The 24,713-nt window shown below is 49.2% G+C and carries 20 protein-coding genes; 14 read left to right on the top strand and 6 right to left on the bottom strand.

What is annotated here, in order from left to right; genetic code table 11:
* Nucleotides 1-105 precede the first annotated feature (105 nt).
* Together QNM19_RS17815 and QNM19_RS17810 are read right to left on the bottom strand one after the other, a co-directional pair.
* Complete coding sequence (locus tag QNM19_RS17815) at nucleotides 106-3,210, bottom strand: efflux RND transporter permease subunit (RefSeq protein ID WP_284027029.1); 3,105 nt, start codon at nucleotides 3,208-3,210, stop codon at nucleotides 106-108.
* On the bottom strand, nucleotides 3,207-4,379 hold the full coding sequence (locus QNM19_RS17810) for an efflux RND transporter periplasmic adaptor subunit (RefSeq protein WP_284027028.1): 1,173 nt from the start codon (nucleotides 4,377-4,379) through the stop codon (nucleotides 3,207-3,209). The genes QNM19_RS17815 and QNM19_RS17810 overlap by 4 nt, the downstream gene beginning before the upstream one ends.
* A gap of 166 nt (nucleotides 4,380-4,545) precedes the next feature.
* On the opposite strand from QNM19_RS17810, the gene QNM19_RS17805 reads away from it, so the two are divergent.
* From QNM19_RS17805 to QNM19_RS17775, 7 genes are all read left to right on the top strand, one after another.
* Nucleotides 4,546-5,367, top strand: a complete 822-nt coding sequence (locus tag QNM19_RS17805) for a nicotianamine synthase family protein (protein WP_049865483.1) — start codon at nucleotides 4,546-4,548, stop codon at nucleotides 5,365-5,367.
* Between the two features lie 5 nt (nucleotides 5,368-5,372).
* Complete coding sequence (locus QNM19_RS17800; protein ID WP_284027027.1) at nucleotides 5,373-6,638, top strand: MFS transporter; 1,266 nt, start codon at nucleotides 5,373-5,375, stop codon at nucleotides 6,636-6,638.
* Between the two features lie 9 nt (nucleotides 6,639-6,647).
* Nucleotides 6,648-7,100, top strand: coding sequence for a hypothetical protein (locus tag QNM19_RS17795; RefSeq protein ID WP_010385831.1), 453 nt, complete (start codon nucleotides 6,648-6,650; stop codon nucleotides 7,098-7,100).
* Between the two features lie 163 nt (nucleotides 7,101-7,263).
* On the top strand, nucleotides 7,264-7,986 hold the full coding sequence (locus QNM19_RS17790) for an ABC transporter ATP-binding protein (protein WP_010385832.1): 723 nt from the start codon (nucleotides 7,264-7,266) through the stop codon (nucleotides 7,984-7,986).
* A gap of 39 nt (nucleotides 7,987-8,025) precedes the next feature.
* Nucleotides 8,026-9,465, top strand: a complete 1,440-nt coding sequence (locus tag QNM19_RS17785; RefSeq protein ID WP_284027026.1) for an ABC transporter permease — start codon at nucleotides 8,026-8,028, stop codon at nucleotides 9,463-9,465.
* Nucleotides 9,452-10,810, top strand: a complete 1,359-nt coding sequence (locus QNM19_RS17780) for a DUF3526 domain-containing protein (RefSeq protein WP_049865959.1) — start codon at nucleotides 9,452-9,454, stop codon at nucleotides 10,808-10,810. Before QNM19_RS17785 ends, QNM19_RS17780 begins: the two co-directional genes overlap by 14 nt.
* A 144-nt stretch (nucleotides 10,811-10,954) precedes the next feature.
* Complete coding sequence (locus QNM19_RS17775) at nucleotides 10,955-11,446, top strand: GNAT family N-acetyltransferase (RefSeq protein ID WP_049865958.1); 492 nt, start codon at nucleotides 10,955-10,957, stop codon at nucleotides 11,444-11,446.
* Between the two features lie 206 nt (nucleotides 11,447-11,652).
* Here the strand turns inward: QNM19_RS17775 and QNM19_RS17770 are convergent, their stop codons facing one another.
* From QNM19_RS17770 to QNM19_RS17755, 4 genes are all read right to left on the bottom strand, one after another.
* Nucleotides 11,653-12,789, bottom strand: a complete 1,137-nt coding sequence (locus tag QNM19_RS17770) for a hypothetical protein (RefSeq protein WP_049865957.1) — start codon at nucleotides 12,787-12,789, stop codon at nucleotides 11,653-11,655.
* A gap of 156 nt (nucleotides 12,790-12,945) precedes the next feature.
* On the bottom strand, nucleotides 12,946-13,155 hold the full coding sequence (locus QNM19_RS17765) for a cold-shock protein (protein WP_010385841.1): 210 nt from the start codon (nucleotides 13,153-13,155) through the stop codon (nucleotides 12,946-12,948).
* Between the two features lie 278 nt (nucleotides 13,156-13,433).
* Entirely contained in the window at nucleotides 13,434-14,894 is a 1,461-nt protein-coding gene (gene dgt / locus QNM19_RS17760; protein ID WP_049865956.1) for a dGTPase, read from the bottom strand.
* Nucleotides 14,895-14,963: 69 nt separating this feature from the next.
* Nucleotides 14,964-15,839 carry a LysR family transcriptional regulator gene (locus QNM19_RS17755; RefSeq protein ID WP_049865960.1) on the bottom strand — a complete coding sequence of 292 codons (876 nt, stop codon included), beginning with the start codon at nucleotides 15,837-15,839 and terminating at the stop codon, nucleotides 14,964-14,966.
* A 102-nt stretch (nucleotides 15,840-15,941) separates the two neighbouring features.
* Between QNM19_RS17755 and QNM19_RS17750 the strand changes: the two genes are divergently transcribed.
* The 7 genes from QNM19_RS17750 to QNM19_RS17720 all read left to right on the top strand — a co-directional run bounded on the left by QNM19_RS17750 (nucleotide 15,942) and on the right by QNM19_RS17720 (nucleotide 24,433).
* On the top strand, nucleotides 15,942-17,516 hold the full coding sequence (locus tag QNM19_RS17750) for an NADH-quinone oxidoreductase subunit L (protein WP_049865955.1): 1,575 nt from the start codon (nucleotides 15,942-15,944) through the stop codon (nucleotides 17,514-17,516).
* 1 nt (nucleotide 17,517) lies between these two features.
* A complete protein-coding gene (locus QNM19_RS17745) occupies nucleotides 17,518-19,959 on the top strand; it encodes a YbcC family protein (protein WP_284027025.1) in 2,442 nt (813 codons plus the stop codon).
* Nucleotides 19,960-20,150: 191 nt separating this feature from the next.
* Nucleotides 20,151-20,372, top strand: coding sequence for a hypothetical protein (locus QNM19_RS17740; RefSeq protein WP_049865954.1), 222 nt, complete (start codon nucleotides 20,151-20,153; stop codon nucleotides 20,370-20,372).
* A 388-nt stretch (nucleotides 20,373-20,760) separates the two neighbouring features.
* Entirely contained in the window at nucleotides 20,761-21,123 is a 363-nt protein-coding gene (locus QNM19_RS17735) for a hypothetical protein (RefSeq protein ID WP_049865953.1), read from the top strand.
* A 187-nt stretch (nucleotides 21,124-21,310) separates the two neighbouring features.
* The gene (locus tag QNM19_RS17730) at nucleotides 21,311-22,057 is read left to right on the top strand and encodes a substrate-binding periplasmic protein (protein ID WP_049865952.1); all 747 of its coding nucleotides are present in this window, start codon (nucleotides 21,311-21,313) and stop codon (nucleotides 22,055-22,057) included.
* 154 nt (nucleotides 22,058-22,211) lie between these two features.
* Nucleotides 22,212-23,162: a GlxA family transcriptional regulator gene (locus tag QNM19_RS17725; protein ID WP_049865951.1), complete on the top strand. Its 951-nt coding sequence runs from the start codon at nucleotides 22,212-22,214 to the stop codon at nucleotides 23,160-23,162.
* On the top strand, nucleotides 23,159-24,433 hold the full coding sequence (locus tag QNM19_RS17720; protein ID WP_284027024.1) for a S41 family peptidase: 1,275 nt from the start codon (nucleotides 23,159-23,161) through the stop codon (nucleotides 24,431-24,433). Before QNM19_RS17725 ends, QNM19_RS17720 begins: the two co-directional genes overlap by 4 nt.
* The last annotated feature ends 280 nt before the right edge of the window (nucleotides 24,434-24,713 follow it).

Raw genomic sequence — 24,713 nt, 5'->3', positions numbered from 1 at the left:
TGTGTCCTGGTGCTCCCTGCCTGGGCACATTTTTTTATTTAAAATTCTGCTTTTTTAAAGCCTGAATAGAAAAAAGCCCGGCACTGGTTGCCGGGCTTTTCGATGCTAGGCCAACAGACGCCTGATTGGTCTCAGCAGGGAGCCAGACATCTCTTTAATATCTTCGAGCATCACATACATACAAGGCACCATAATCAGTGTAACCGCGGTTGCAAACAACACTGAGAAGCTCAGTGATATGGCCGTTGGGATAACAAACTGTGCCTGCAGGCTCGACTCAAACATAATCGGCACCAGTCCTAAAAAGGTGGTCAGTGAGGTGAGCAAGATGGCCCGGAATCGACCAATACCCGCGCGGATAACCGAGATTTTAATATCCAGGCCTGCTGATCTGTGGCGGTTGATCACATCTGTCATGACCAGGGAGTCATTGATCACCACCCCAGCCGCCGCAATAATACCAAAGACTGACATCATGCTGAGGCTATAGCCAAGCAGGTAATGTCCCCACAGTGCGCCGACCACGGAAAAGGGGATCACAGACATCACCAGGACAGGTTGCAGGTAGCTTTGCAGCGGCAGTGCGAGCAAACAATAGACGACCAGTAACCCAACCAGACCAAATACCAGTACCTGACTTTGTTCCTGTCGCTGTGCTTGCAGTGTGACGCCGGGCTGAGTAGTCAGTCCCGGGTGAGCCTGAGTCAGCTCGCTCAGCAGCTGTGACTCTATGTGTTCGGTTACGTGAGCGATACTTGTGTATTGCTCGTCCACATTGGCACTGATGGTAGCGACCTGATAGCCCTGCTCACGACTGATGCTCGAAAAGCCAGGTACTTCAACGGTACGCGCCACATCGCCAAAGAACACCTGCTCGCCATTTGGCAAAGTGATCAGCGTATGGTCGAGGGCGCTCAATTGCTGACGGTCGACCTGTGCACCTCGCACCTTGAATACGACTTCCTGACCTTCACGCATGACGCGTTGCACTTCAAGACCATAGAATCGCGCCCCCACTTGTCGGGTAACGTCTTTTGCGCTCAAATTTAGCTGGTGCGCCAGTGGCTTAAGTTGGATCTGATATTCAGTCTGCGCACTATCAAGTGAGGAGTAGACGCTGTGAACACCGCTGATCCTATTCAGTTTGTCGATCATTGCCCGGCTGGCCTGATAAAGGGTTTCGGCATCGCTGGCAAACAGGCGGTACTCCAGATCCGTTTTCTCGGCAATGTCGATCACATCGGATTCTATGGTCAGCTTTTTTACACCCGGTATCTCTGGTAATTGTTCCCGCCAACGTCTGGCCAGTTCAAAGGTATCAAACGGGCGCTCAGCTTCTGGCACCAGAGGAACGACTACTTCGGCTTCCGTCAGGTGATCGATGCGGGTATACATTACATCCATCATTGGCTTACCGGTCTGGGTTCGGATATCTTGCTCAACACGATTAATCAGGGTTTCTATTTGCTCAACGGCGGCCAGGGTGTGTGCTTCGGACACACTGTGATCCATCTGAATATTGATTGACGGATAATCATGAGGTACTTTTGGAACGGGCGTAAAGCGCAATAAGCCACTGATGATGAGACAAATTGCCAGAACCAGCAAACACATAAATCCAACGATGACCGCATAGCGATAGTGAATACAGTGCTTGAGTAACGGGGCATAATGATTGTTTAGCAGTTGTTGAAGCTTGCTGTTAAAGCGGTTGCGCCAGTGATCAGCTGGCTTGGGCGGTAAGCGGGTTGCAGCCAGATGTGCAGGCAAGATGAGCTTGGATTCAATTAAGCTGAAAAACAGACATAAAATACACACACCAGCGATGGCTATGAACTGTCCTGAGTTAGGACCGCTGCTGAACATAAAGGGCATAAAGACGGCGATGGTGGTCAGAACGCCGAAGGTGGCCGGCATCGCCACTTTTTGTGCTCCTCTGATCACCTGCTGTGGAGAGTGGCCATTTGTTTCAACTTCCTCGCAGACGCTTTCGCCTATCACTATGGCGTCGTCCACAACAATACCCAGCACCATGATAAAGGCAAATAAGGACACCAGATTCATGGTGATCCCGAATAGCGGCATCAGCCAAAAAGCACCCAGCATGGAAACCGGCAGGCCCAGCATCACCCAGATAGCAAGTCGGGTACGCAGAAATACGGCCAGCACGATAAACACCAGAATGGCACCCTGAGCGAGGTTTTCCAGCATCATATTGAGGCGACCCTGCAAGTAGAAGGTCACATCAACAAACTCATAGATATTGATGTGTTCAGGCAGCGCCTGACGTTTGTAGTCGACATAGGCTTTAACCTGAGCAACCACATCGGTGAGCGACTGTTCTTTGGCCGCTAGGACCATGATGTACACGGCCTGCTCACCATTAAAGCGCCCGGCATCCAGGGTTTCACGGAATCCATCTTTGATGGTTGCGATATCGCGTAGTTGTACAGTTTCACCTAAAGGGCCGGTGATAATGGGTGTGCTGGCCAGGGCAGAGCCCTGATAGCCCCGCTGTGCCAGTCTGAGGTAGATGTTACCCCGCGCGGTTTTTATTTCACCAGCTGACACATTATCGGCCTGTGTCTGAATTGCACGCACTACGTCCGACAGGCTGAGATTGTATTCTCGTAATCGAAGTGGTGACAGCTCAATTGCGACTTCATAATCGGGAATGGCCGAGAGGTCGACGTGCGCAATCCCGTCCAGTTGCAGTAACTCTTCTTTGAGTTCATTTCCGAGCTTTCTCAGCTCGAGTGGGTTGTCCGGGCCGGATAGCACAACGCTCAGCGCGCGCTGACGTTGCGCACGTTCAACGATTTGCAGTGGCTCCATATCTGCTGGAAAGGTGGCAATGGCATCCAGCTTCATTTTGATTTCGTCAAGGCGATGGGCTAAAACCTGATCGTGTTCCAGTTCTATTTCAACTCGCCCACGCGACGGGGTTGCCTGGCTGGTGAGACGTTTAATACCAACTTGAGGCTTGAGCGCTTGCTCAATCTTAAGCAGTATATTTTCTTCTACTTCTTTGACCGATGCGCCCAGCTCGGTGGCAGTGACAACAATTTTATTGTTGTCGGAGACTGGAAAGGTTTGTCGCTGGATCCCCTGATAGCTCAGCAAGCCCATACAAACGATAAACAGCATCAGCAGGTTCGCGGCGACCGGATGATGGACAAAATAGCCGATCAGTTTACTTGGCTGGCTCATTGTTTGTCTCCTTTAACAGCCAGCTGGGTATGTGTGGTTGGGGCACGTACTTGCATACCCGTTTGCGGATAGTCAGGTAATTGAGTGACCAGTTGATAATCTGAGTGGGGCGGGGCACTGAGTAGTACACTACTGTGTTCTCTGCGCAGCACCTTAGCGGAATACTGCACTAGTCTTTGCTCTGGGCTCAGTAACCAAAGTGTGTCGTTTTTAACCCATTCCTGAGGCACTTTTAGGACGTTTTTAAGTGTGATACCGGCTATTTCAGCCTGTAAAAACTGCCCAAAGTGTACGGCAGGCAAAGTACTGTGCAGTGCATAAGGGTCGTCTATTCTGATCACATAATAGGCCATACGGGTGGTATCGCTGAGCAGGCCGGTATGGCGTGTGAGTGTGCCGGTGCGCTGGTTGTTTCCAGCTGCTATCCTGACATCTGCTGCTGGCAGGGGCGGTAAAAATGGCTGATCAAACTGGGCGACGGGCACATGCAATTCACCATAGCTCAGGTTGACCAGCTGGCCGAGTGGCTGACCTGCCTGAATAACCTGACCAAGGCCGGTATCGCGTTTTGCAACCAATGCATCGTAAGGGGCGTAGTAGTGGGTGCGTGCCAGGTTCTTTTGGGCTTGTGCGAGCTCAGCTTCTGCTGCTTTTAGGTGTGCTTGGGCGCTGGCAACCTGAGGTTTTCTGAGTGCAAGATCGGTGACATGTGCACTGGCAGCCCATTCTTTCTTTGCTACATCAGCCAATGCAATTTGCTCAGACAAGCGAGCCTGCGCCAGTGCAAGCTCTGCCTGCTTGTTGAGTAACTGAGTTTGATAATCGAAGGGGTCAAGTCTGGCCAGCACGTCCCCTTTTTTTACGATCCCGCCTTCAATGAACCTGGCATTGAGCCAGGCAATTTTGCCGGGGAGTTCAAAAGCAACGTCTGTTTGCTCGGCTGGTTTTAAGACCCCTGACAAGTTTAACGTGGTCTGGTGATCTGCGGGTATCAAGGCTGTACTCGATACCTGTGGCAGCACGGCTTGCTGAACCTGATCCTCTTTGGGGGTTTTAGCGAGCGTAACTAAAGCAACACAGGCTGAACTGCCCATAAGCAGGACCAGGAGCAGGACAACTGAACGATGCTTAACTAGATGATAAAAAGACTTATTTTTATTTGTGTCCATGGAAATTTCCCTGCTTGTCACTTAACTTTCATCGTAAATTATTTGTTTCGTAAAAATTATAAGTGACTCACTTAATTAAAAATTATTGAATAAAGTGGTTTACACATAAATAACCGGTGGGTTATGTTATAACATAAAATCGGAACGGTACAGTAGTGACTTACTTATGACTATCGCGAATCACGTAGGGATCCACGCCTCGCAAATTGTGGACGTTTATGAACAAATTCATAGCATGGAGACGCTCACCATCAACGCTCAAACCATGGCGGTCTTCGACCGGTTTCTGGGTTTGCTATCAAATGAGCACGGCAGTGAGTTTGCCGAGCAGGTTTTGGCAGAGGCCAAAATTAAAGCCATTAAACCTCAGATCCAACACTTGTTTAGCCTGGCTTCCAGTATGTACGAGCGGCACTGGGCGGAGCGTCTTGTTAACAGCGATGCGCCTGAGCAGGTATTGCGTGAAGAGTATCCGTATTTCAAACACTATCAGCGTGCCACGGGACTGGAAATTAATGCCATTAATTCGCTTTCGGCTGAGCCGGTAAAACGGGTCCTGATGGTCGGCTCCGGTGCATTACCACTGACTTCCATGGCGCTGCATAACGCCGGGTTACAGGTTGATAACCTCGACATTCAACAGGATGACCTGTTGCTTGGTAAGCAGGTTTGTGGCGCGTTATCAGCTGATAATCAGATGGACTTTATCCACAATGATATCTGTGACCAGGCCGATCTGGCCCAGTATGATGTGATCTGGCTTGCCGCCCTGGTCGGAGATGCGCAGCTCAAAGATAAAATTATTGCGCACTTATATGAGCAAATGCGCCCAGGCGCGCAACTGGTGGTTCGCACTGCCTTTAATCTGCGCACCCTGTTATATCCAAGTGTGGATGAGGCCGGGCTGGCACCATTTCAGCTGAAACTGAAGATCCAGACCTATGCCGATAACTTTCATTCAATATTGATTGCTCACAAGCCGGTTTAGTTGTTATGTCGATTGTTACCTCTTATCTGAGGCTCAGCGCGGAATATCGCTGGATGCTCATCGCGGCTTTTGTGTTTAATCTTGGTTTTTATATGCTGATCCCGTTTTTAGCGGGTTACCTCAAACAAGACTTGCTGCTGAGCGCCACCCTGGTTGGACTGGTTTTGGGTGTGCGCTCTTTTTGCCAGCAAGGATTGTTTCTGGTTGGGGGTTTGCTGGCTGACTTGTTTGGCGTGAAGAAGCTGATAGTGATTGGGTGTTTGCTTCGGGCACTCGGGTTTTGCCTGTTTTTGTTCTCTCAGATCACAGAGGTGCTGTTTTTAGCGGCTTTTCTGACCGGCTTTGCTGGTGCCTTGTTTACGCCTGCTGCCCAGTCTTACTTTTCTAAACAAACCGAGCTGAGTCGTGCGCAAATGTTTGCGCTGGTGGGCGTGGCCAGAAATGGCGGTGAGTTACTGGGCCCGGTGTGTGGCTTGTTGCTTCTGAGCGTCAGTTTTGATGTGTTATGTGTGGTCTCAGCGCTACCTTTTGCACTGTTTGCGTTACTGTTTACGGCACTTTTGCCGGGAAAACAGGCTAAAACGAGCAATGCGTCGGTAAAGGAAACCTCAAAAGAAGGTGGCGTATCGGCCATGATTGCAGGTGTACTGAGCAACCGCACATTCATCACCTTTTCGCTGATCATGTCGGGCTATTTTATGCTGATTAATCAGATCTCATTTGCCATCCCGCTACATATCGTCAATCAGTCAGGTGCCCCGGGAGATGTCGCCTGGGTGCTGACTTTATGTGCACTTATTTCTATATGTTTTCAATTTCCGGTCACGCGGCTGTGCGAGCGTTATCTTTCTCCTGATCAGTGGATCAGCATAGGTATAGCGCTGATGGGGCTGTCTTTTGCTACCTTGATCCCGGTCTGGCCTTATCAGGGCGGTGCATTGTATTACCTGCCAATGAGCCTGCTTGCCGTCCTGTTTACGCTTGGCACTATGGTGAGTTTTCCTTTTATCATGAGCCAGATTTCTGTACTGGCAAAGGATAAGTCGGTGGCCACACACTACGGATTTTTCTATTTGTTTGCCGGAGTCGGGTTGATAGCAGGCAGCGCTGTGGTCGGAGTGGCATTTGATTATGCCAGCTTAAGTGGCGACCTGGCTTGGTATTGCCTGATCGTTATCGGCTTAGGGACTGCCATATGCAACACTCTGTTTATGTCAACACGCGATGCCCATGCCCAAATGCAAACAACCAGTCCAACCACATCAAAGTAAGGATTAACCATGATTCAACTTACTCAAGCGCAGCAACGAGCCTATATGTCAGACTATCTCGAAAATGGCTGGCGTGAGGAGCGTATGTCTTTTAGTTCTGTCTCTTTAGAGCCCGGTTATATTGACGGTCGCATTAATGTTGAGCATTTTCAAATGCCCGGAGATGGCCGTTTTCATTTCAGTGCGCAAAGTGCCATGATCTGGATCTCTCAGCTTGGCATTATTTACGGCTGTTGGGACAACCAGCTGACCGAAAAAGTAGGGGAAGTTTACCTCAGAGATCTGGACATTAAGTTCAAGCGCACTATCAATACAACCGAAGAAGTTCGCTTTGAAGGCTTCTTCCCTAAGCACTGTAAAAAGCGCTTGTCGGATAATCTTGTGTATTACAAGAATGGTCAGATCCACGTTGAAGGCGGCGCTTTTACTGGGACTGCGAGCTTTTTGGTGCCCATAGGTTAATACCTCAGGGAAATAAAAACTGTTCCTATTTAGTTAATTGGTGTTATGTTATAACTAAACGTGACGTTGATTACGTCTTACCAAACCGCCCATGCTTAGTGTTGTGGTCTTTATCTAGACAACACGGCGTGCGCGGTTTTTATTGTATCAGGGAGTACTATTTGTGTTAGAAGCCATACAGTTAACCAAATCATTTGCGGATAAACAGGTGATCAGCGAGCTGAGCTTTAAAGTCGAGCAGGGCGAGATAATGTGTCTGCTGGGTGCCAATGGCGCGGGGAAAAGCACCACGCTGAATATCTTTCTAAATTTTTTACAGCCCGACAGTGGTCAGGCATTGATCGATTCAGTGGATGTGCACCAGGGCCCCAGTTGTAAAGATAAGCTGGTGTACTTGCCCGAGCAGGTTAATTTGTATCAGGAATTCAATGCCATTGATAACCTGAAGTATCTGGCGAGCCTGTCGGGACTTTCCGTGAGTGAGGCCCAGATCCATGCGGCGCTCGACGAAACCGGTCTGGAACAAAATGCCCGTAAACAGTCATTGAAAAACTACTCAAAAGGCATGCGACAAAAGGTTGGTATCGCCTTTGCGATTATGCGCCAGGCCAAAGTGTTACTGCTGGATGAGCCGACATCCGGACTGGATCCCAGTGCGACACTGGAATTTATCCGCATTATCGAGCGACTGGCAAAAAAGGGCGCTGCTATTTTGATGGTGACGCACGATTTTTACTGCGCGCATACATTGGCCGACAAAATCGGCATTATGGATAAAGGCAAACTACTGACCCTGCTGGATAACAACAAGCTGCCGCTGAGTAGCCTGGAAACTACTTACCACGAACTTATTTCAGGGAAAACGGCGATACGTGCAGCTAGCTAATGCTGAAACGTCGATGTTTAAACAGGAATTGTCTTATCTATGAATAATAAAATAATGCAGATCTGTCGCCATGAATTGGCCAGTAAACGCAAAAGCCCCAGCCTGTGGCTGCTCTTCTTTATGATCCAGTTATTACTGGCGGTTGCGTTGTTTACTGGCTGGCAGCAGTATCAACACAGTGTACATACCCAGACCAAAGCGCAGGAAATTGTTGAGCAACAGTGGAATGCACAACCAGACAGGCATCCTCATCGGGTGGCACATTTTGGTCACTTTGCGTTCCGTCCTCCCAGTGCGCTCAGCTTTTTTGACCTGGGTGTGAATGCCTGGGTGGGTGACAGTATCTTTTTGGAGGCGCATAAACAAAATAGCGCCAATTTTGCCAACGATCAGGATGGCGGCACCTTATTACGGTTTTCTGAGCTCAGTAGTGCCAATATTTTGCTGATCATCTGGCCACTGCTGATCATTGCGTTGGGGTTTGCCAGCGTCAGTGGAGAGCAAAAAAGTGGCACGCTCAGGCAGCTTATGTCTATGGGCGTGTCGTTCCGTGAGTTAATCACTGGCAAAAGCCTTAGCTATCTGTTTGTATCTGTTATGTTTATCTTGCCAGTGTTTGTACTGGCACTGGGTCTTGCAGCAGGTACCGGCGCACAGTTTTCGGCAGAAGCACCACTCAGGTTGTTGCTGTTATTTGGGGCTTACCTGCTATATTGTCTGTTCTGGATCGCGGTAACACTCTTAATTTCAAGCCTGGTGAAAGCCCCGAAACAAGCGCTTGTATTGCTGACGTCAATCTGGTTTATTCTGACCATTCTGATGCCACGTATGCTGGCGGAATTTGCCCATCATCAGTATCCACATCAAAAACGCAATGACTTTGAGCTGGCCATTAAGCTGGATAACCGTAAAGTCGGAGACAGTCATAATCCGGACGATCCCTACTTCAGTAAATTTCGCGAAGAAACCCTGAAAAAATATGGCGTATCTTCAGTCGAGGAATTGCCGGTTAACTATAAAGGGTTGGTGATGCAGGAAGGTGAAAAGCTCAATGCCGAGATTTACAAGAAGCATTATCAGCAGCAAGTCGCACAATTTGACGCGCAGCGCCAGTTTGTCAGTCAGTTCTACTGGATCAATCCCTATTTGTTTGTGCGCGATTTTTCAATGGCATTAACCCGGACAGATACCCGACACTTTTTGGATTTTGAGCAGCAAGCTGAAGCGCACCGATACGCTCGTATTCAAAAATTGAATCAGTTACACACTCATGAGATCCACCATCACGATGACAGAGCACAGCGGGTTGATAAATCCTATTGGCAGGAGTTTGATGCGTTTCATTACACCTTGCCGAAGCTGAGCTGGTCATTGAGCGCGTTTTCTCTGGCCTGGGCTTTGCCGCTGCTGGCGGTTATTGCCCTGTTTATTTTCCTGAACTCAAACGGGATGCAGAGGAGGATCTATGCTGCTGTTTAAACTCGAATGTAAGCGTTTGTTTGCTGGCACCATTAACAAGCTGGTTTTGGTGTTATTTATCATCTCGGGGGTGTTTGCCATCTACCAGGGCGCGCTTGGTTACAAGTCGGTACGCATCGACCAGTATAAATCTATGGTGGTGTTTCAAAAAGAGCGGGAGCATGTCAATAGCCGTGAAACGCTGCCCGCTCCGGGATCTCTGGCGTACTATGCCAGTTCCCCGACTGAGTGGAAGTTGAGCCCCTGGGCCGCTTTGTTTGTGGGCGAGACTCCGTCGTCTATGGTGGCCACGAAAATTCGCGCAACAGCATTGCAAAGCCAGATTTTCAATCGTGAGATTGTCAATCCGGCTCAGCAACGGGCAGGTGGCCTGGATCTGGGTTTTGTGCTGGTTTATTTTCTGCCTCTGGTAATAGGCATACTGACAGTAACTTTGATCTCAGACGAGCAACATGCAGGCCGCTGGCGATTGCTTAACGCGCTGCCTAACAGCGCATTTGGGCTACTTGCCAAGCAGATTGCGCTGCGCTTTGTGGTTATCTGGTTGCTGGTGGTTACCTTGCTACTCAGCGCTGCACTGATATTGTCTTTGCCGTTTGATGGCCTGTTCTGGATAGTGCTGGGGGCGACCAGTTTGTATATGGTGTTCTGGTTTGCACTGGCAACTTTAATTATGAGTTTTGGTAAAAACAGTGTGGTGAATAGTCTGGCTTATCTGAGTAGCTGGGTGGTACTGGCGCTGCTGATCCCCGGGGCTGTGCACTTGTATTTGTCTGGTCAGTACCAAAGCGATGCGCCGCTTGAGATCACACTGCAACAGCGCATGACACTCAATGATGGCTGGGATAAGGACAAGCAAGCCACGCTGGACGAATTTTTGACGTATGAAACACCATGGCAGAATACCGCGCCTCTGGGCGAGGCATTCGACTGGAAATGGTATTATGCGCAGCAGCATATGAGCGATCTGGCGGTGCAGACTCTTGTTGAAGCGCATATACAGAACAATCAGGCTCGCCAGGCTCGGTTGCAAACACTGAGTGTGTTGTCTCCGGCTTTATTCTTTCAACTTTCGTTGAATGAACTGGCTCATACCAGTAGCGGTTATCAGTTGAAATACCAGCAACAGGTCGCTGATTACCATCGCGCCATGCGTCATTTCTTCTATGACTTTATGTTTTTTGATAAGCCAGTGACACGTCAGGATGTGGAAGATTTTCCACTGTTTAAAGCGCAGGCGATGGAAGCGGCCAGTGGCCTGTGGAAATTGCTGATCAGTGCCTTATTCGTACTGGCCATCTCTGTGTTGTCGGTAGTCAGGATCCGACAGCTAAAACCGCTTTAACCTCCCTCAAATCATACGGGCGGTAATCGCCCGTATGTTCTAGCAGGTAACATGAATTATTTGTGAAAAAGGGTGTTGTCGAATTAGGTGACGCACAGTAGGATGATTGTTTCCAACATTTATCCAATTCGCTAAGGGACGTGCATGTTATCGCTCAGATTCTTTAAACCTTCAGATGAACAAAGCCTGGTTCGCTATTTAAACAATCCTGTTACGGTCCGGTATCTGTCGCCTAAAGTGCCGTTTCCGTACACTGCGGCTGATGCACAGTGGTGGATCAATACGGGGAGCAGAGAAGGGATAACGCGTGCCATTATTTTGGACGGGGTGCTGATTGGGTGTATCGGTGCGCGGCCAGGTACTTTCGAGTATTGCCGCAGCGCAGAAGTCGGCTACTGGCTGGCTGAAGAATACTGGGGGCAGGGCATTACTGGCCGGGCACTTGACTTGTTAATAGCCGAGGTAGCTGCCACCACAGAGATGGTCCGGCTGGAAGCGGTTGTTTTCGAGCAAAATACTCGCTCAGCCCGGGTATTGGAAAAAGCGGGGTTTGAATTTGAAGGCATGCGCCGCAAAGCAATTTATAAAGACGGCGAATTGTTTGATGCGCGTTTGTTTGGCAAGGTATTTGAGTAGAATCAACAATCAACAATTAGCAATTAGCTTAAGTATAAAGCGGGGCTTTTCAGCAGATGTTTTGTCCGTCACTCTGCTGAGCTGACCTTACCTACTTGAAGCGGTGTACTTCACAGTACTCAAATAAATAGTAGGGTTACCGCTTCACTACGAGTGTCCCATCAAGGACGAACTACAGGCTTCGCAGTCCGTCAGTGTATAGTTTTTTATTGTCCAAGCTCAAACTGGAAGGCTTTAGGACTGAGCTGCTTTACCTTCGGAATAAAATACCGAATATCGTAGATGTCTTCGTAATGATGCCAGTGCAGGCCTTCATCATCTGTGTCTGAAGCTTCGCTGTGCCAGGGCTCCAGAGGTTCACTCAGAAAGCTCACATGCAAGTGGTTTTTGTGATTGACTTTGACCTGAGTCACCCCAGTCAGGTTATCGGCAAAGATAATTTGGGTTGCGCCAAGTTGTACCAGTGCATCAACCAGGCTTTGTGTAGCCTGACGATCATACGCCTGATCACCAACGCTAATGGGACCTGCTTGTGTGCCAATCGGGCGAATGTCGACAGTGCCGCCAAACTTATGAGTAAAGTGGGGAGGATTTATGCCGCCCCAGCGCATGGTTGCACCGGTAATGGTTAAGTGATCTGGCATGCCTGCGGGTTTATCGGGTTTTGCGTGCCAGGCACGTCCGAGGCTTTGCAGTGCCGACAATAAATCCGGGTGTAAATGGCGACCAACTAATCCAGCAGTAGTGAGCCCCTGCGAGGGCGTGTCCGGGATAGCAACCAGGCCGGTTACGGCACATTTTACGGTTAGGGTGAGTTGTTGCGTGCCTGCCCGGGCAACAAACTGATCTGAGCCCGGTATGCTGTCGTTACCGCAACTGTGAAAATTGTTTATCGAGACGCTGATTTGTCCGCGCGCATCCGTGACCGGGCTTGATATCTCAAACGGTGCTTTCAGACGAAACAGACCCTGCTCAATGCGGGTTAGTACTTTAGCCCGCACGCTGCTGCTAAATCGCGCAGCCATGTCAGCGGGTTCACGCCACTGTGGCACAGTCAGTGTAAGCGGCGCTGCGCTGATTTCGACTGGCTCGCCCACAATCGGCTGGCCCAGAGCACTTGTTAATGTCAGCGTCCACATGGCGGTATTGCCATTTTTAGGGAAGAGGGTAACCTCCGTGGCATTTTCAAGCCACTGCTGGCCAAAGTAGCCTTTGCCGTCTGGCGTCATGATCAGGCCGTCATAGTAAAACTGACTGGCAAAGGTGGGGGTGTTCAGTATGTGTGCAAAAGTGGGGCTGCACAAACCCAGTGCTACGCTTAACAGCGCAATCCGTGCTTTCATGGTGACTCTCCTTGAGTGGTTCTCTTAAGGCTAGCAGCTCAGGTGTGTGTGACAAATTTATGAAGATGCATATTTTTCATGCATTGGGGTCGGAGTGTAGGAACAGAAACGAAAAAAGCGAGCATTAGCTCGCTTTTCTTGCAAAATGCGTAGTAATTAAAGAACTACGATTTTGTCAGCCTGAGGACCTTTTTGACCCTGAGACACTGTGAATTCTACGCTCTGGCCTTCAACCAAAGTTTTGAAGCCGTCGCCTTGGATAGCGCTGAAGTGAGCGAATACGTCAGGGCCATTTTCCTGAGAAATGAAACCAAAACCTTTAGACTCGTTGAACCACTTAACTGTACCAGTAACTGTGTTAGACATAGTATTAACCTGTAATATAAATAAAAATTAACCTTCGATAGGTGTGAATGCATCAAAAGTAGAGGTGAAACTTAAATACTGCAGGTTGCGTTACGAAGTGTAATACAACGAATTGTAGGATGTAAATATCGACTTTCTTTCTAGCGGCCTTTACTCTACAGAGACTAACCGGGCCTGTCTAGTACTATTTGTACAAATTTTAAATTTATCGCTTGAGGTACGGTGAACAAAGTTGCTCACAGTACCTCAGAAAAACCCGCAGAACATCAGGTCGTTGATTATATTTCGTCAATAACCTGAAACGCACGATACTCATCAAAGGCAAATTGATCAGTCATACCGCTGATATAGTCAATGATTAACCGGACTCTGAGGTAAAACTCCTGTTCCTGAGGGTCAGGCATAATGGCGTTCATTGTGTCACTGTTGAGTGCGCTCCGATAGGCCTGCTTGTGCTTCTCGGGTAACTTTTTGAAGAGTCTGGCGGAGTATATCGGGATCCTGGAAACATAAGTCGTTGCCGGTATTTCGATGTCCATGAGTGTGGCAAATTGATTTTTACCCAGCTGCAGCAGTGGTTCATAAACGCTCAGCAGCCCACTGATAACCCGATACCCCTGTAATTCTCGCCCTTCGACCTCAGGGTGGGCAAAGGCCAGCTCTCTGGCGACCTCTTTAAAGGTTTTGATAAGCAGGTGAGAGTCACTGCCATCTTCGATCAGGGCCTGGTTAAACTGGCCACGCATCACGGATTCAAAATTATCGATAAATTGCCGGGCAGCATGCTGTGGTAGTTTTTGGTTAATCTGAACCCGCAAGAAAACAAAGAACTGGCTGTGGTTGCCTGCAATTTTTTCTGTTCTTTCTGTGGCTTTTTTAATGATGTCGGCCATCAGTGTTTGTTCTGAAGGGGGCAAACTTGCACTGAGTGCCCGATAGGTGTCCTGCAGGGCGGTTTTGAGTTGCTGGTAACTCAGTATGTTTTTTTCAACGGCGTCTTCCAGATCGGCCATGCCATAAGAGATGTCGTCCGCGGCTTCCATGATGTACGAAAAAGGAGAGCGGCAACCCGGTGCAATATCCAGTGCACGCCTGAGTTTGCCAATGTACTCCTGCTCACTGAGGTAAAAGCCGACTTTCTTTTTAAGATAACTAAGCGTGTCACTCTCTTCAGGCGGGGTATCAGCGCCGCAACGGGTATATTTCATGATCCCTGAGGCCTGCGAATAAGTCAGGTTCAGATTTAGCAATGTGTGCACCAGGCGGATCCCTTGCGCGTTGCCTTCAAAATGCGTCAGATCCCTGAGTACGTCGGGGCTCATCGCCTTACCACTGAGTTTTTTGTAAATACTGGCAATATGCAGCCCCAGCCAGTCACTCAGCGCTGCCTCGCCAAAGTGCCCAAAGGGTGGGTTACCTATGTCGTGCATCAGGCAGGCCATCTCGACAATGGACTCCAGCATACGTTCATATTCGCCGACACTGGTTTGCTCGTCGAGCTGTTCACAGATCAGCTGACAGATATAGCGCCCGGCCTGCTGTACTTCTAAAGAATGCGTCAGTCTGGAGCGTACCGCAGCATTCCGCTCTAGCGGAAAAACCTGGGTTTTTTGCTGTAACCGGCGGATTGCAGCCGACGTAATAATGCGGTTTCGGTCACTTTCAAATTGTTTGCTTAGCTTGCTTGAAAACTCGTAGGGGCGATCCGCGCGGATCTTACAGTTGAAGGTCGTCACCATGTTTCCTTATGATTTAATTCATATCCTTATGTTGTCTGTTTTTTGTCCACAAAGCAACACCTTAGAGTTTTACGCTAAGGGTTGCTTAAGCAAGTCTAGTAGGGCTTGTGGGACAAATTTACGGGATGTCGTAATGGCGTAAAAGTGCTCAAAAATGGGCAGCTGACTGTGATACTGCTCCAGCACACCCTGGGCTATTTCATCTTTCACTACTACGGGGGGCAACACTGCAAGCGCGCCACTGTCTCTGGCCAGCAGGCGCAGCATCGCCATATCATCTACTTCGGCCTGAATATCTGGTGTGTACTGATGAGCGGCGCATAAGGCATTGAAGGCTGAGCGGATCTCTGTGGTTGGTCCGGGCAGTACCCAGCGCACTTTGTCATAGCCTTGTGGAAAGTCACTTTTAATGCCGGCGCCTTTAGGGCCGACAATGGCAACCTGCTGGCGCGACACCAGTTGCGTATGCCAGCGGGTTTCATTCTGGCTGGCGAGACGGTTGGTCAGCACCAAGTCCAGTTCATGGTTGCTTAATCCTTTTAACAGGGTATCCATGTCGCGGGTGGTGAGGGTAAAGCTGATATGCGGGTCACACAGCAAAGGGCTGATAAAGCTTTCAATGAAATTTCGCGACAGGGTGGTTTGCACGCCAATCGACAGATGCTGGCGCTCGGTGGCCACACCTTTGAGTAAAAAGGATTCGAGCTCTTCGCCTTTATAAAAGATATCGTCAGCATAAACCAACACCTGCTTGCCGGCATCGGTCAGGATTAGTTTGCGTCCTTGTTTTTCAAATAATGAGACACCCATCGTATGCTCAAGCCGTTTGATCTGAATTGACAGGGCGGATTGCGAAATGTGCACATCCTGAGCGACCTGTGTCAGGCTGCCTGCTTTGGCAACACGCCAGAAATAATAGAGGTGATGATAGTTTAGCCGGCTCATATTGATGTTATATAAAATATATAGTTTGATTAGAATATATATATTTTTTATATCTTTCAACGTCTGACATACTGTGCCTGTTCTGAATGGAGTGGGATAATTATGTCAATATCGTTAATGATGATGCTCGCCATCACGCTCAGTTTTGCGCTCAGTGCCTGGTATTGCGGCCGTGCTAGTCGCATCAGCAGGCCGTTTGTCAATGTATTGTCTGGTTGGTTACTGGTTTTATTGATCACGGCCATTGCCGGGCAGGGTGTTGAGACCCTTTTTCTCCCTGAAAGTACGTTTACGCAGTGGGTGTATGTGACGCCTCTGGGCCTGATCATGTCTGCCCTGGTGGTGTTTATGGCCATTATTCTGATGCGCTTTTCTCTCAATTATATGGCCGGTGAGCCGCGTCTGGGCGTATACTGGCGCTGGTTACTGGGCACGCTTGCGGCTGTCTCTTTGGTGGTGATGAGCAATCATTTGCTCCTGCTTCTGTTGGGCTGGACTGTGATTAGCCTGGCGCTACACCAGTTATTACTTTTCTATCCCGAACGCCCCCGAGCTGCACTTGGGGCACATAAAAAGTTCATTCTGGCCCGTCTGGCTGAGCTGGCGTTGCTGATTGCTGTGCTGTGTTTGTATCAGGCGCACGGTACCTTTTTGCTGACCGAGATTCTGGCACATTATCAGGCTCCCAACCCTGAAGTCAGTATTTACACCCAGATTGCCGCAGTCATGCTGGTAATAGTCGCACTGATGAAATGTGCGCAACTGCCGGTGCACGGCTGGTTAATGCAGGTGGTAGAAGCGCCTACGCCAGTCAGTGCTTTATTACATGCGGGTGTTATCAATCTGGGTGGTTTTTTAATGATAGTGTTTGCGCCTGTGGTGATGCAGGTTGCAGCCGCTCAGTGGTTGCTGTTACTGACAGGCGGTCTGACAACGGTGCTGGCGGCGCTGATCATGACAACCCGGGTAAGCGTTAAAGTGCGGCTTGCCTGGTCGACCAGTGCACAAATGGGTTTGATGTTGGTTGAATGTGCGCTGGGGTTATATGAATTGGCATTGCTACATTTATTAGCTCATTCAGTGTACAAAGCGCATGCTTTTCTTAATTCCGGGCACGCAGTTCGGGATAACCTGCAAGCACGTCTTGCGGTCCCTGTTACGCCGTCTCGGGCACGCTGGCTGGGTGCGGCATTGCTGAGTATGAGTCTGGTTGCCATGACGTATTGGTTCGTGGGGCAGGGCAAAGCGCTGAGTATGTGGGCCTTGTTGGCAATGTCATTTACGTTGCTCCTAGCACAGCGCAGCAGTGCGCATCATAGCTTACCCTGGGCAGGTGTGCTGGCAGTCTGTGTCGTGCTGTTGGCCAGCTATGCTGCTATGAAAACGCTGCTTGCTCATACTGTGTTTGCTGAAGTATCTCTGCATGAAACTCCTCTGAGTGCAGCCGATAGTGTGGTGATGATGTTGTTTGTCAGCTTGTTTGTATTGAACTGGTTATTGACCTACAAGACTGCGCACCCTCGGGTGCAAAGGTTATCAGTAGTGCTGTTTGCTGGTTTATATCTGGATGAATGGTGGACCCGTCTGACATTAAAAATCTGGCCTGTGAAGTTACCTGCACCCGTTAAAGTGCAGCGCGCGGCCAAGCGCCCGTATGGATTAATTCAGGAGTCTTAAGATGGCAAGAGATATTCGCACACTCACCCAACCACAACTTAGCGCGATTCAAACCGCTTGTCAGAAGCTTGCACCCAGCTGGCCGCTGGACCAGATGATCGCGGTCAGTCCATACTGGCCTATGCGGAATGAGCCAATTGAGCAAGTCAGTGCCAGGCTCAGTGCGCTGGGCGGTATTTCGATGCTGATGCCAGCCAGTGACTATCTGGATTGGTATCGCCGTGGCCTGATCACTGAGCAGGCTCTGCAAACGGCACTGGCGGAGTCCGGACTTGGGCTCAGTCTGGGTGAGCTGGTCCAGACACTTGAGCGGACACCGGAGCAGGCGCCGTGGCAGCCGTTGTCAGCCCTGCTGGACGAACACAGAGCACGTCATAAAATGGCCTGGCGTGATGAAATCATACATCAGATCAGTCAGTTTTGTGCTGCACACTTTCAGCAGACACAGCCGATGCTGCACAGCCACACGCAGCCTGATCTTTACGCCCATTGGCTGGCGGTGAGTCAGCGTGATAGGGGACTCAGCATTGTGCTGGATGAGCCTGACCTGCACCGTTATTTTGCGCAGCTACCAGATGACCCGCAGACGCTGATAGCCCAGGCGCTGGACACCTTTGGCATAGAAGACGAGCAGATTGAATTGTATGCCCATGCCATGTTGCTGGATATCAGTGGATGGGGAGCCTGGGTTGCTTACTTACGTTGGCAAGGTGAACTCAGCAATGCGCCACAGGATCAGACCCTGGCGCTGCTGGCAATTCGGATGGCCTGGGAGCTGGTGTTGTGGCGTTATCAAAAGGCACAATTTCCTGGTTTTTTTGCGACTTTGGCGCATGCATGGAAGCAATCTATTGCTCGGCTGACGGATTTGCCTGCGCAACATCAAACACAGCAAAAACCGCTGTGGATCTGGGCCAGGGCGGCTGAGCTGAGTTACCAGCAGCAGCTACACGGCGTGTTGAGCCGCCCGGCCAATTTATCGGCTCAAGCCATCCAGTGCCAGGTCGCATTCTGTATTGATGTACGCTCGGAAATCTATCGTCGGGCATTGGAAGCGCAAAGCGATGCCATACAGACTATGGGGTTTGCGGGCTTTTTTGGCCTGCCAATTTCATATCAGCCACAACTGGCTGATGTGAGCCGTCCTCAGTGCCCGGGCTTATTAATGCCCAGTCTGGTGGCCTCTCATGCGCAAACCGACAAGCATGGTGCCGCCGCGCTAAACGCCGGTGCCCGTTGGCAGGCATTTTCGAAATCGGCCACCGCGTCATTTTCTATGGTGGAGTCGGCGGGGTGGATAGATACATTTAAATTACTGAAAAAAGCGTTTTTTGCCTCTGAGCAAGGGCATCCGGTTGATAAGTTATCAAACAGTCAGAGCTGGTCGTTGAAGCAAAATGGCGAGGAGTTAAGCGCGCAGCAAAAGGCCGGGCTGGCCGCTGGTGTATTGCATGCGATGGGGTTTGAACACTTCGCACCAACCGTGCTGTTAGTTGGTCATGGTAGTCAGTCGACCAACAACTTGCAAGAAGCCGGACTTGGGTGTGGCGCATGCGGTGGTCAAAGTGGTGAAGTCAACGTCAAAGTACTGGCTTGGTTGCTGAATGATAAGGCGGTACGGGCTGCATTATCTGAACTTGGGGTGGAGATCCCTGAGCAGACCCGGTTTGTTGCAGCGCTGCACAACACCACCACAGATCACATTCGCTGTTATGGCGAAAAACCCGATGCTCAGATAGAGTCCTGGCTGTTGCGGGCAACGGCTGTGGCACAAAAAGAGCGCGCGGCAAAGCTGGATGCACAGCTGGCTGACTTTGATCGGGAAGCACTGGATCAGGCTTTGATAGCCCGTAGTCTGGATTGGTCTCAGACTCGCCCGGAGTGGGGGCTGGCCAATAATGCAGCATTTATTGTTGCCCCCCGTGACTGGACCCGGGGAGTAGATCTGCAGGGGCGCAGCTTCTTACACGACTATCAATGGCAGCATGATACTGATTTTAAGGTGCTCGAAACCATCATGACCGCACCTATGCTGGTGACCCATTGGATCAACATGCAGTACAACGCTTCTACCACAGATAATCTGCATTTTGGTAGTGGCAATAAGGTATTACATAATGCGGTTGGCGGTAATATCGGTGTTTTTGAGGGGAATGGCGGAGATCTCAGGACAGGCCTTGCGATGCAGTCGTTACATAACGGACACGACTGGATGCATCAGGTTCAGCGATTGTCCGTCTATCTGGCAGCGCCTAAATCGGCAATTAAAGACATTGCATCTCGTCATGAAGTGGTTCAGCAGTTGATCGATAACGAGTGGCTGTACGTATTTCAGTGGCAACCGTCCGGCGAGATAAGTCGTTTTTACCAGCAGCGTTGGTGGCCTGTGCCTGCACCCTCAGACAGGCAAAGTGAAGAACAGAAAATAGTACAGTGTCTTTGACTTCTGGTATGCATGATACCAGAACAAAGCTGTGGGGCACGAAGCGGCAACCTCCGGGTTGCCGCTTTTTTATTGTCAATCGCCTTGGTATATTTGTCTGAATCTGCCAGAGTTAAGAGTACCTGTGTTAATGTCAGCATGGGCAGAGGGAATGAATACGAGTGTCATCAGCACATAATTTGGGAGTGAGCATGTCGGGAGATATCGTTAAAATTCAGGCCGGGCACTGGTCAGAAACACAGCTAAAACTCAAAGCACTTAGCGATAAAATGGCTGAGCTGGAGCCTTTGGTACTTGAAGCCGCTGAGCAACTTAGTTCAGACAACCACACCCTTGATATAGAAAAGCGCCGGGCTCTGGCACAGCAATTAAAAGCTGTGTTGTCTAAAGGTACACCAACCAGTGAGGTGTAAGCTGCGACAGAAGTGAAGGAATTAAGCATCTTATTTAAGCTCGGATAAGGCTGACAGGGTTTCTCTGGTCAGCCTTGAATCCACCATTTAACCGTCCTCAGTTATCTCACCAGGCGCTGGCCCGAAAGACAGCTCTACTCATTCAAACTACAGTGACCCTTGTTCAATCGAAACATTTTGTCACTTCAATTATCATTTATTTAACAGATGTATAGTCAAAAAATATCGTATTGTGTGTGCGCTGGGTTGTGCCTATAAAAGGTACTTGAAATCTCCTCTATGAACGACGGCGTTATGTCAGAATAAAGGAGGGTCGGGTGAATATGGGTCACTATCTCGGCGTCCCCAACATGGGATTATACTAATAATTTAAGGATAAGGTTTTAAAATGAACAAATTAATTAAAGCAGGACTTTTAGTTGCTTCGACATTCGTTGGTGCTCAGGCGATGGCTGCCTCTATGGATTGCGAAATTGGTGAAGCGCAGTATAACCGTGAGTACGGTGGTTACACCTGTTATACGGTTGAGTTTGGTTCGCAAACCGCCAGCACAACCTATAAAATTGTATCGGACAAAGCAGTAAGTAATGTCGTTTGGGATGGCGCTGCTGCCAGCTGTGGTGTGTCTAGCAGCACATCATGTACGGTACAAACTTCTGCAAACACGGTACACGCAGCCACTGCTATTATCCTGTTCCAGGATGGTTCATGGGAAAAAGCGTGGGCGACCAGCTTGTTTAACAATATCTAAACTGGCGCCGTATTGACTTTCAGGGCTGCGTAGTCGGCCCTGTATTGAGTTTTTACATCATTTCTTTTCTCACAAGCCGCGTCATCTCTGCGCCTTTGCCCTAATTAAAAACCTTCTCGCGACAAGGTATTGCAGGGTGTGCAAACCCCTCTAAAATAATAGGTATAGAAGGAAACTGGTAGGTGCAATGAACTCATCGCAGTCGCTTATTATTTTTAGCATTTTGATATCCGCGCTGTCGTTCGGCAAACTTGCCGTAGCTGACGTATTAGATGTTTCCGTAGGCTGGACTAAGCCCCCGTATGTGGTTGAGCAGGGTGATACTGGCTTCGAACTGGATATGGTAAAGGCCATTTTTGCCTTGTTGGGTCATGATCTTCGGTTTGTGTATGTTCCCTTTGGCCGCTCAGATTCACTGTTGAAAACACACAAAGTAGACGCGGCACTGACCATGAACCGGCGCATGGATCTGGCCGGTGCGGTATTGTCTGAGCCTTATATCACCTACCACAATACTGCCATCAGTTTAAAAAGCCGGAAGTTAATAATACCCAGTATCAGCGCTTTAGAAAATTACGCTGTGATTGGCTTTCAGAATGCTTCTTTGGTACTGGGCATGGAGTATCGACTGGCGACCGCCAGCAGTCCTTTGTACATTGAGCTGCCCGATCAGCAAAAACAGGTAGAGTTACTGTTGCAGGGGAAAGTGGATGTGGTGGTTATGGATGTCAATATTTTCAATCACCTCAGCAAAGCTGTTGTGGGTCAGGATCAGATGCCCAATGTATCGGTTCATCATCTGTTTCCTGCATCGCCGTATCGAATTGCTTTTCGGGACCCAGATCTTAAAGAGGCCTTTAATCTTAAAATGGTGCAGTTTAAACGTAGCGCTGCTTATCAAACGTTGTTGAACAAGTACGAATTTCTTCAGTGAACTCCAAAATCTCTTTCGCTGTGATCGCGGCTGTCTGACAAAGCCACATTGGGTCTTATCTTGCGACCTCACCATTCAGAATGTCTTTTTTTGTCGTTAAAATGCATTAAGCGACGTATTAGGGCGGGTTATGATGTGTGCCAAGGAGTAAAGCATGACAAGAAAACAAGTATATTTTATCGCTGATGGATTTCAGGCACTGGATTTATTTGGGCCTTTAGATGCGTTTATGGAGACCAATTCCCATGTGTCTCATGCGTATGAATGTAAGTTATTGAGTTTAGAGGCTGGACCTGTAACAACGGTTTATGGTCAGCAAGTTCAGGCTGATTTTGGTTTGGGAGACGAGTTTGCAGTAGATGACTTGATCATTTGTGGGGGCAATGGCATGCGCACGTTGTCGCTCAGTGCCAGGCAGATTGAGAGACTGTCTGAATTGGCGGGCAGAGCTCAGCGCGTGTTCAGTATATGCACCGGCGCATTCGTGCTCGCCCGGCTTTTTCCACAAAAGGCCTTAACGTTAACCACGCACTGGCGGCATTGTGATAGCCTGGCCCGGCAGCATGGCCACTGTACCATTTCACCAGATCCACTTTACATACAGGATAAACACATCTGGTCGTCAGCTGGTGTGCTGTCTGGGGTTGATTTAGCACTTGCCATTGTTCGTGAGGATCATGGTAACAGTGTTGCAGCGCAAGTTGCCAAAGATCTGGTGGTGTATTTGCAGCGCTCTGGGAATCAGCACCAGTATTCAGATGCGCTGGCATTGCAATCGGGTGACAGTTTGAAGCTCTCTCCGCTAATGGAGTGGTTGACTACGCAGCTTAACCAATCCGTTTCTGTTGCAAGGATGGCGGAGTTTTGTCATCTCAGCGAGCGACAGCTTACCCGTTTGTTTAAGCAGCACCTTAACTGCACTCCGAGCCATTATTTTAAAGTGCTTAAGCTCAACCATGCCCGTGATCTGTTATCAGAAGAAAACATCAGTCTGCGGCATGTGGCCGGTAAGCTGGGGTTTAATAACTATGACAGTTTCAGACGCGCTTTTATCAGACAGTTTGGCGTATCTCCGTCGCAATACACTAAGGGGATTAACCGATGAATGACTGGGTTAAAGCACTATTGCTGGGTTGCTGCGTGACGCATGTTGCTGCGACTCCGCTTAATGAGGCAGAGCAACAGGCCTGGATCACTGACATTGATTTTTATGCACATCAGGTAAAAGTCCGGCACATTCATCCATTTCACACGCTCACGGAGGGAGACTTTAAGCGCAGTATCGAAACGCTTAAAACGGAACTGCCCGAATTGAACGAAGCCCAGGTTGAAACCCGGTTAATGGCAATAAGCCGAGCGATAGGGGACGGCCATAGTAATTATTTGATGATGTCGGGACCGCATCAACACTTTCCGTTTCGCTTTAAGTTTTTTGGCGATACTTTGAAAGTGGTAGATGCGACTTCTGAGTATCGCGAGTTAATCGGTACTCAGCTTCATTCAATCAACGGCCTGAGTGTTGCTGAGCTTTACACACAACTGGCACCTGTGCTTCCAGGTGTGGACAATCAGTTCAGTGAGCAAAGCAGCTTTGAATACTACCTGTCTTTACATAAGCTGCTGCTGGGTCTTGGCATAGTTAAACAGGGTTTACCGACCTCTTTTCACTTTATCGCTGGTACGAACGAAAAAATCTTACAGATTTCTCCGGTCAGTATGCGGGAGTTTGGCAAGCTGAGTTCCGCTTATTCACGTGTGGAACCTAAGTTAACTGTGCAAGATATCGGGATGCCAGGGATCACATTGAGTCTGTTAGAGAATCAAAAAGCGGCGTATTTTGACTTTGCGTCTTACCCGACTCCTGAGCAGGTAATGTCGCGTTGTGATGCACTGCAATCAACACTTGAGTCGGCTGGCTCACGGTATCTGATCATTGATTTCAGGGGCAACAGTGGCGGGAATTTTTACTCGGGTCTGGCACTGTCTGCCTGTTTGCTGCCTCTGGACCAGATTGACTGGATGCGGGGCGTTTATGTGCTGACGGATGGTGTGACATTTTCTGCCGCAATGTCGAATACGGCCCAGTTCAGGCAAATTTTGAACGCTCAGGTAGTTGGTACCCCAACCGGAGGCGACCCAAATCATTTTGCGGAAAATAGTCAGTTTTTAATGCCTAATTCTGGTCGTCGTTTCACCTTATCTAAGCGCTACTATCCGTTTATTGCACAGCAAAGTGATGCTGTGTATCCCGATATCCATATTGAACCGAGCTGGGATGATTATCGGCGCGGCAAGGATACGGTACTGAGTGAGTTGCTGGTGCGATTGAGTGGCATGCAGATTGCGGGTAACACCGTTTCAGCCTCCGCTGAATAAAGCAAAGCTCTGTCGCGTACTTAGGTGCGGCAGAGCACATTTGATCAACGTGTTACTTGATTATGAGCATACGAAGCGGCTGTAACATAAAGATGTCGCACAGGCATACAGCACTGTTGGACTCCAGGTGCCACCGGCGACTTGCGGTGTGTCTGCCTGGTGTATTTGCCTAGCGTTTGTCGAGAGATGTTTGATTGATGTCTTTTTTAGCGTCAGTTTCATGTTCATTCCTTTAGTTGTTACGTTCACCAGATTGAACGCGCAGTTAATGTACAGTGTT

Origin of the sequence: Pseudoalteromonas ardens (genome assembly GCF_030125445.1) — a bacterium.
Classification (GTDB): domain Bacteria; phylum Pseudomonadota; class Gammaproteobacteria; order Enterobacterales; family Alteromonadaceae; genus Pseudoalteromonas; species Pseudoalteromonas ardens.
The sequence above is the reverse complement of the archived record's forward strand: the minus strand, read 5'-3'. Positions and strand labels throughout refer to the sequence as shown.